Below are 8,040 nucleotides of genomic sequence, written 5' to 3'. Positions count from 1 at the left end.
GGGGTGGATGAGGGGATGGCTGGGAGGGCGGTGGCGTTGGCGTTTCCTGAGCGGGTGGCGCGGAGGCGCGGCGGCGGGTACCTCATGGCCTCCGGCACCCAGGCGCGGCTGCCAGAAGGGTCCAGGCTGCACACCGCCCCATGGCTGGCCATCGCGATCGCCGACCGCCCTGCCGGCTCGGCCTCGGCGCGCATCAGGCAGGCCGTGGCGATCGACGAGGCCACCGCCAGGCTGGCGATCACCCCGGTGACGGAGGACGAGGTCGAGTGGCGTACCCCGCCGGGCGAGCGGCGCGGCGACGTGTCGGCCCGCCGGGTCGAGCGGCTGGGCGCGATCGAGCTGTCAGCCACCCCGCTCAAGAACGCCGACGTCCGCGAGGCCATCCTGTACGGCCTCCGCACAGAAGACCTCCTGACCTGGACGAAACAGGCCAAGGACCTCAGGGACCGGCTGGCCTTCTGCCATCGCGCCGTCGGCCCCCCATGGCCGTCGATGGACGCGCTCATCGACCTGGCCGATCAGTGGCTGGAGCCCGAGTTGTCCCGAGCCCGCCGCCGGGCCGACCTCGAACGCATAGACGTGGCGGCGGCACTGAAACGCCTGATCCCGTGGAGCGAACGCCTGGACCGTACGGCCCCAGAACGCGTCGAGGTGCCCAGCGGCTCGCAGATCCGCGTGGACTACTCGGGCGAGCAACCGGTGCTGGCGGTGAAGCTGCAGGAGTTGTTCGGCTGGGAGAAGACGCCGGAGATCGCCGGCGTGCCCGTCCTGGTGCACCTGCTCTCCCCGGCGGGCCGCCCGGTGGCCGTGACGGCCGACTTGGCATCGTTCTGGCGTGAGGGCTACCGTTCCGTACGCGCGGAGCTGCGTGGCCGCTACCCCAAGCATCCCTGGCCGGATGACCCACTCAGCGCACCCCCCACCCGCCGTACCAACAGGAGCCGTACATGACGCATGTGGCGGCCGCAGCCCGCAACAACGCCGACTGGTGCGACATGATGTGCCGCGCGCACGGCTCGCCGGGCACGTTCGGCGGCCAGGCCTGGACCAGCACCGGCAGGACCCCGCTGTACTATCCGGACGCCGTCACCCTGACGCCCGAGGCGACCGTGGACGACGTGCTCGGCCACATCGACGCCGGTCCCGGCGCCTCGGTCAAGGACAGCTTCGCCACGCTCGACCTGCCGGACTTCGACGTGCTGTTCGAGGCCCAGTGGATCTACCACCCGGCCCCGCGAAGCCTGGCGGACACCGACGTCGCGTGGGAGGTCGTGGGGGACGCGGCCACCCTGCGCGAATGGGAGCAGGCGTGCTTCGGCGGAGAGGTGACAGACCTGTTCCTGCCCAAGCTGCTGGACGAGGCGGTCGTGCTGGCGGGCAGGATCGGTGGCGACATCATCTGCGGTTCGGTGCTAAACGCGAGCGACCAGGTGGCCGGCATCTCCAACGTGTACGCCGTCGACACGCTCATCGACGCCGCCTGGTCGGGCAGTCTCACCATGGCGGCCAAGCTGTTCCCCGGCCGCCCGCTGGCCGGCTACGAGACCGACCCTGAGCCCGCCGTGGCGCACGGCTTCACCACGATCGGCCCGCTGCGCGTGTGGCTCCGGTCATAAGCGGCGGAACGCCGACGGACGGCAGGTGACGGTCCGCTCACGGGTTGATCACACCAGCTCGCAACAACGAGCGAAAAGCTGCACACTCAAGGCATGTTGTGGGCAGGCAGGACCGCTACCGAGATCGCGACCGCCGTCCGGAACGGCGATGTCACGGCCACGACCGTCGTCGAGGAGCACCTTCACACCATCTCGCAGCGGGATTCCCGGGTAGGGGCGTTCCGGCTGGTCAGAGAGCAGTCGGTGGACGAGGCCACGGCGCTGGGGAAACGCCGCGACCTGGCGGAGCTGCCGCTCGCGGGAGTGCCCGTGGCGGTGAAGGACAACCTGGAGGTGGCGGGCGAGTCCATGCGCTGCGGCTCGACGGCCACGCCGGACTCCCCCGCGCCCGCGGACCACGAGACGGTCGCGCGCCTGCGCGCGGCCGGCGCGGTGATCGTGGGCGTGACCAACCTGCCCGAGCTGGGGCTGGCCGCGTTCGACGACAGCCCTTTCGGCATCGTACGCAACCCGTGGAGCCCGTCGCGGACGGCCGGCGGCTCGTCGTCGGGCAGCGCCGCGGCGGTGGCGGCGGGCATGGTGCCGATCGCGCTCGGCAACGACGGGATGGGCTCGTTGCGCATCCCGGCGGCCTGCTGCGGCGTGCTGGCCGTCAAGCCGGGGACCGGCGTCGTCCCTCCGATGGTGAACGACTGGGGCGGACTGACCGAGAACGGCCCCCTGGCCACGACCGCGGCCGATCTGGCGCTCGCGCTGTCCGTGCTGGCCGGCGACCCGACGCTGGTGCAGGCGTGGCGGTCCGGCCGGCGGGTGGACCCGCGCCCGCCCATGCTGCGCTCGGTGTGGAGCGACGACGACGAGGTGTGGGAGCCGCATCCGCCGAACGAGAGCCAGGAGCCGTTCGACCTGCGGGTGGCGTACGCCCCTCAGCCGCTGCCGCCTGGCCTGCCGATGGACAGGGAGTTCCAGGCCGCGGTCCGCGCGGCGGCCGAGACGCTACGCGTGGCCGGGCACACGATCGTCGAGCACGGCCGCAGGCTGCCCACCTCGCTCGGCGCCGCCACGATCGCCACCTGGCTGACCAACGCCGCGACGTCCGCCGAGCCCTTGGACCGGGGGTCGCTCCAGCGCCGCAGCCGCGCGCTCGCCCGCGCCGGCCGGACACTGGCCGCGATGGGGCTGACCGGCGCACAGGGCCGCGAGCGCTGGCGGGCGTACGGGGCCGACCAGTGGTTCGGCAACGCCGACGCCCTGATCATGCCCGCCCTGGCCACCGTCCCGCCCGCGGCCGGGCGCCGGGGCGATCGCGGCTTCCTGCGGAGCCTGGTGGCCAATGTCAGGTTCGCCCCCGCGACGAGCGCCTGGAACATGTGCGGCTGGCCCGCGATCACCGTCCCCCTGGCCACGCACTCCAGCGCGCTGCCCATCGGCGTGCAGATCGTCGCCCCGCCCGGCGGGGAGCCTCATCTCCTGGGCCTGGCCGCGCAACTCCAGTCGGCCCACCCTCCGGTCCGGCCACCCGGCTATAACTAGCGCTTCTGATCGGCATACGATCTATCTCTTGGACTTATGGCTTCAGGCTCCGCATCCTGGAATCCTATGGAAGCCATGATTCGCAGAACCGACCCTGAATACGACGCCGAGCGCACCGGATACCAACTCCTCGCCCCGCACGAACCCGACCTCATCGTTCCCGCCACGACCGCCGGCGACGTCAGGCGGGCCGTGGCCCGCGCCGCCGCGGACGGCCTGCCGGTCACCGTTCAGAACACCGGCCACGGCCTGCCGGTCACAACCTCCGGCGGCCTGCTGATCACCACCGGCCGGATGGACGCCGTCACCGTCGACCCCGCCGCAGGCACCGCCAGGATCGAGGCGGGCGTTCGGTGGCAGCAGGTCATCGAGGAGGCGGCCCGTCACGGTCTGGCCCCCTTGTCCGGCTCGTCCCCGCACGTGGGGGCGGTGTCGTACACGCTGGGCGGCGGCATCGGCCTCATGGCCAGGCGCCACGGCTACGCGGCCGACCAGGTGCGGGCCATCGACGTGGTCACCGCCGACGCGCGGGCGCGGCACGTCACCCCCGACGGCGACCCCGACCTGTTCTGGGCCCTGGTGGGCGGCCGGGGCAACTTCGGCGTGGTGACCGCGCTGGAGATCGGCCTCGTCCCGGTCGAGCGGTTGTACGGCGGCGGGCTCTACTTCGACGCCGGTCTCGTGGGAGACACCCTGCGTACCTGGTCGGACTGGACGCGCGCGCTGCCGGACGAGATGACGTCCTCGGTCGCGATCATCCCCTTCCCCGACCTTCCGCAGGCGCCCGCCCCGTTCCGCGGCCGCACGGTCGCCCACGTGCGCGTCTCCTTCACCGGGGAGAGCGAGGAGGGCGAGGCGTTGCTGCGTCCCCTGCGCGCGATCGGCCCACGGCTGGTGGACACGGTGGGCGAGCTCCCCTACACCGCTTCCGGCGCCATCCACAACGATCCCAAGGGCCCCGCCGGGTTCTTCGCGACGCACGACCTGCTGCGCGAACTGCCGCCGGCGGCAGTGGACCCGCTGCTAGACGTGCCCGGCCGGGTGGTCGAGATCCGCCACCTCGGCGGCGCGCTGTCGAAGCCGCAGGGCTCCCCCAACTCGGTGGGCAACAGGGACGCACAGTATCTCGTGGGCGTGCTGTCCCCCGGTCTGGCCCCCGGCACGGAGACGCGTACGCCGCGGCTCGCGCACGAGAAGGTCAGGCGGGCGCTGGAGACGTGGTCCACGGGCGGCCGGGCGCTCAACTTCCTGTACGGCGAGAACGCCACCCAGGAAGAGGTGCGCAAGGCCTACGAGCCTGAGGACTACCGGCGCCTGACCGCCCTCAAGTCCCAGTGGGACCCCGCGCACCTCTTCCGGCTGGGCCACGCCGTTCCGCCGGCCTGAGTTGCTCAGATGCCGACCGGATGCCAGACGGTCTTGGTCTCCATGAACCGCGTCATCCGGCCGGTCCCCGGATCGGCCGCCCAGTCCTCGCCGGCCGGGCGCAGCACGCGCTTCAGGTTCTCCGCCGCCTCCTGCTCACAGCGCAGCGCCAGGTCGGCGTCCTCGACCCCGGTCAGGTCGATGCCGTTGACGTCCATGTGGGCTGCCAGCCAGGGAGCGAGCTCGGCCTGCCGCCCGGTGAGCACGTTGACGACGCCGCCAGGCAGGTCCGAGGTGGCGAGGACCTCGGCCAGCGTGATGGAGGCGAGCGGCGAAGGCTCGGAGGCGACCACGACGCAGGTGTTGCCGGTCACGATCACCGGCGCGACCACGGACACCAGTCCGAGCAGCGGATCGGCGGGTGCCACCACGGCCACCACGCCGGTCGGCTCGGGCGAGGACAGGTTGAAGTAGGGTCCCGCCACCGGATTGGCCGCCCCGCGTACCGCGGCGATCTTGTCCGACCACCCCGCGTACCAGACCAGCCGGTCCACGGTGGCGTCCACCCGCTCGAGCGCCGCCCGCTTGCCGCCGCCCAGCTCCTCGGCGAACTGCCCGCGGCGGCCCTCCAGCATCTCGGCGACGCGGTAGAGGACCTGTCCCCGGTTGTACGGCGTCGCGCCCGACCAGCCGGGGAACGCCTTGCGCGCGGCCACCACGGCGTCGCGGGCGTCCTTGCGCGAGGCCCGCGAGGCGTTGGCGATGAACTCGCCCTTGGCCGAGGTCACGGGGTAGGACCTTCCACTCTCCGAGCGCGGGAACGCCCCTCCGATGTACAGCTTGTAGGTCTTTCTGACGGACAACCTACTCATCGCCCCGGCCCCTCCACGTTGACTCCTGCGACATCTGGACCGGCACGAAGACCTGCCCGCACCGGCTCACGCCGCAGCGGTGGGCGTACCAGCCGGTGCGTACGGGACGCCCGGCCCTGGCGTAGGCGTGACCGCGAGTGGCCTGCGCGCGCCGCTCGCCACGGCGGCCCCGCCAGCCACGGATGTACTCACACATCGAGGTACGCCTCCAGCCCGAGCAGCCCATGCTCACACATCGAGGTATGCCTCCAGTCCGAGCAACCCGCCCTCGCGGCCGTACCCCGATTCCTTGTAGCCGCCGAAGGGCGAGGTGGGGTCGAACTTGTTGAACGTGTTGGCCCAGACGACGCCGGCGCGGAGCCGGTCGGCCATCCACAGGATGCGCGAGCCCTTCTCGGTCCAGATGCCGGCCGACAGCCCGTACGGCGTGTTGTTGGCCTTCTCCACGGCCTCGGCCGGGGTGCGGAAGGTCAGCACGGACAGCACCGGGCCGAAGATCTCGTCACGCGCGATGCTGTGCGACTGCGCGACCCCGGTGAACAGGGTCGGCGGGAACCAGAACCCGCGCTCGGGCAGCTCGCACGCGGGCGACCAGCGCCGTGCGCCCTCACTCTCCCCGAGCTCGCTCAGCGAACGGATCTTCGCGAGCTGCTCGGCGGAGTTGATCGCGCCGATGTCGGTGTTCTTGTCCAGGGGGTCACCCAGCCGCAGCGTGCCGAGCCGGCGCTTGAGCGACTCCAGCAGCTCGTCGTGTACGGACTCCTGCACCAGCAGCCGCGATCCGGCGCAGCAGACGTGCCCCTGGTTGAAGAAGATCCCGTTGACGATGCCCTCGACGGCCTGGTCGATGGCGGCATCCTCGAACACGATGTTCGCCGCCTTGCCACCGAGCTCCAGCGTCAGCTTCTTGTCTGTGCCCGCCACGGTGCGCGCGATGATCCGCCCGACCTCGGTGGAGCCGGTGAAGGCCACCTTGTTCACGTCGGGATGGGCGACCACGGCCGCGCCGGTCTCGCCCGCCCCGGTGACGATGTTGACCACGCCGGGCGGCAGGTCGGCCTGCCGGCAGATGTCGGCGAAGAGCAGCGCCGTCAGCGGTGTCGTCTCGGCCGGCTTGAGCACGACGGTGTTGCCGCAGGCCAGCGCGGGCGCGATCTTCCAGGCCAGCATGAGCAGCGGGAAGTTCCACGGGATGACCTGCCCGGCCACGCCCAGCGGCCGGTCGCCGAAGCCGGCGTAGGCGAGCTTGTCCGCCCAGCCCGCGTAGTAGAAGAAGTGGGCGGCGACCAGCGGCAGGTCCACGTCGCGTGACTCGCGGATCGGCTTGCCGTTGTCCAGCGACTCCAGCACGGCCAGCTCGCGAGCCCGTTCCTGGATGATCCTGGCGATCCTGAAGAGATATTTGGCGCGCTCGGCCCCTGGCAGGGCGCTCCAGACGCCGAACGCCTTCCGCGCCGCCTGCACGGCCCGGTCCACGTCGTCGGCGGAGGCCGTGGCGACCTCGGCCAGCGTCTCCTCCGTCGCCGGATTGATCGTCTTGAAGGGGGCGCCGGAGCCGTCCACGAACTCACCGTTGACGAACAGCCCGTACGACGGCTTGATGTCGACGACGTCGCGCGACTCGGGCGCGGGTGCGTACTCGAAGATCGCCATCATCAGTCCAGGGTGAAGTAGTCGGGACCGGCGTATCGTCCGGTGGCCAGCTTCTGGCGCTGCATCAGCAGGTCGTTGAGCAGCGAAGAGGCGCCCAGCCGGAACCAGTCGGGGGACAGCCAGTCGTCGCCCGCCGTCTCGTTGACCAGCACCAGGTTCTTGATCGCGTCCTTGGTGGTACGGATGCCGCCCGCGGGCTTGACCCCCACCTGGCGGCCGGTGGCGGCGCGGAAGTCGCGCACGGCCTCCAGCATGACGAGCGTGACGGGCGGCGTGGCCGCGGGGGACACCTTGCCCGTGGAGGTCTTGATGAAGTCGGCGCCGGCCAGCATCGCCAGCCAGGACGCCCGCCGCACGTTGTCGTAGGTGGACAGCTCGCCCGTCTCCAGGATCACCTTCAGATGCGCGGGACCACAGGCCGCCTTCACCGCGACGATCTGCTCGAACACCTTCATGTAGTGCCCGGACAGGAACGCCCCCCGGTCGATCACCATGTCGACCTCGTCGGCGCCGGCCGCCACCGCGAGCGCGGTGTCGCTCACCTTCACCTCGAGCGAGGTGCGGCCACTCGGGAACGCGGTCGCCACCGAGGCCACCTTGACGCCCGAGCCGCGTACGGCCGCGGCCGCCACCTCGACCAGGTCGGGATAGACGCAGACGGCCGCCACCTTGGGGGCGCCGCCGCCCGGGTGCATGGCCTTGGTGCACATCGCCCGCACCTTGCCCGCCGTGTCGGCCCCTTCCAGAGTGGTCAGGTCGACCATGGAGATGGCCAGGTCGATGGCCTGGGCCTTGGCTGTCGTCTTGATCGAACGGGTGCCGAGAAGCGCCGCCCGCTGGTCCGCGCCGACCCGGTCGATACCGGGCAGGCCGTGCAGGAATGCTCGCAATGTCGCGTCGGAGGAGGCGACGTCCGCGAGCGAGGTAGTCAGAGTTGACACCCTCACAGCATCGCCGACCAGGGCCGCTACCTCCAAACCGGACCACCTTAGGGCGTTCGG

8 protein-coding genes are annotated in these 8,040 nt (G+C 71.6%); 4 read left to right on the top strand and 4 right to left on the bottom strand.

All coding sequences use genetic code 11. The features are described from left to right. The 4 genes from ITP53_RS09920 to ITP53_RS09905 form a co-directional block, all read left to right on the top strand. Nucleotides 1–951, top strand: a 951-nt coding sequence (locus ITP53_RS09920; RefSeq protein WP_328814339.1) for an ATP-dependent helicase C-terminal domain-containing protein, incomplete at its 5' end; no start/stop codon positions are given. Continuing rightward, nucleotides 948–1,616 (top strand): hypothetical protein, encoded by a 669-nt coding sequence (locus ITP53_RS09915; RefSeq protein ID WP_195895027.1) that lies wholly within the window; start codon nt 948–950, stop codon nt 1,614–1,616. The genes ITP53_RS09920 and ITP53_RS09915, both read left to right, overlap by 4 nt. Nucleotides 1,617–1,709: 93 nt before the next feature. Continuing rightward, nucleotides 1,710–3,149, top strand: a complete 1,440-nt coding sequence (locus ITP53_RS09910) for an amidase (protein ID WP_195895026.1) — start codon at nt 1,710–1,712, stop codon at nt 3,147–3,149. Nucleotides 3,150–3,224: 75 nt separating this feature from the next. Further along, a complete protein-coding gene (locus ITP53_RS09905; RefSeq protein WP_236050646.1) occupies nt 3,225–4,535 on the top strand; it encodes an FAD-binding oxidoreductase in 1,311 nt (436 codons plus the stop codon). A 5-nt stretch (nt 4,536–4,540) separates the two neighbouring features. On the opposite strand, the gene ITP53_RS09900 is transcribed toward ITP53_RS09905, so the two are convergent. From ITP53_RS09900 to deoC, 4 genes are read right to left on the bottom strand one after another with little or no spacing between them, the layout of a single operon-like run. After that, entirely contained in the window at nt 4,541–5,386 is an 846-nt protein-coding gene (locus tag ITP53_RS09900) for an aldehyde dehydrogenase family protein (protein WP_195895024.1), read from the bottom strand. Continuing rightward, nucleotides 5,379–5,582: a hypothetical protein gene (locus tag ITP53_RS09895; RefSeq protein WP_195895023.1), complete on the bottom strand. Its 204-nt coding sequence runs from the start codon at nt 5,580–5,582 to the stop codon at nt 5,379–5,381. The genes ITP53_RS09900 and ITP53_RS09895 overlap by 8 nt, the downstream gene beginning before the upstream one ends. A 32-nt stretch (nt 5,583–5,614) precedes the next feature. Continuing rightward, complete coding sequence (locus tag ITP53_RS09890) at nt 5,615–7,042, bottom strand: aldehyde dehydrogenase family protein (RefSeq protein WP_195895022.1); 1,428 nt, start codon at nt 7,040–7,042, stop codon at nt 5,615–5,617. Further along, a complete protein-coding gene (gene deoC / locus ITP53_RS09885; protein ID WP_195895037.1) occupies nt 7,042–7,971 on the bottom strand; it encodes a deoxyribose-phosphate aldolase in 930 nt (309 codons plus the stop codon). Before deoC ends, ITP53_RS09890 begins: the two co-directional genes overlap by 1 nt. Nucleotides 7,972–8,040: the final 69 nt, after the last annotated feature.

The sequence above is a fragment of the Nonomuraea cypriaca genome (assembly GCF_015645445.1).
In the GTDB taxonomy this organism is placed as follows: domain Bacteria; phylum Actinomycetota; class Actinomycetes; order Streptosporangiales; family Streptosporangiaceae; genus Nonomuraea; species Nonomuraea cypriaca.
This window is presented reverse-complemented; position numbering and strand designations above follow the sequence as displayed.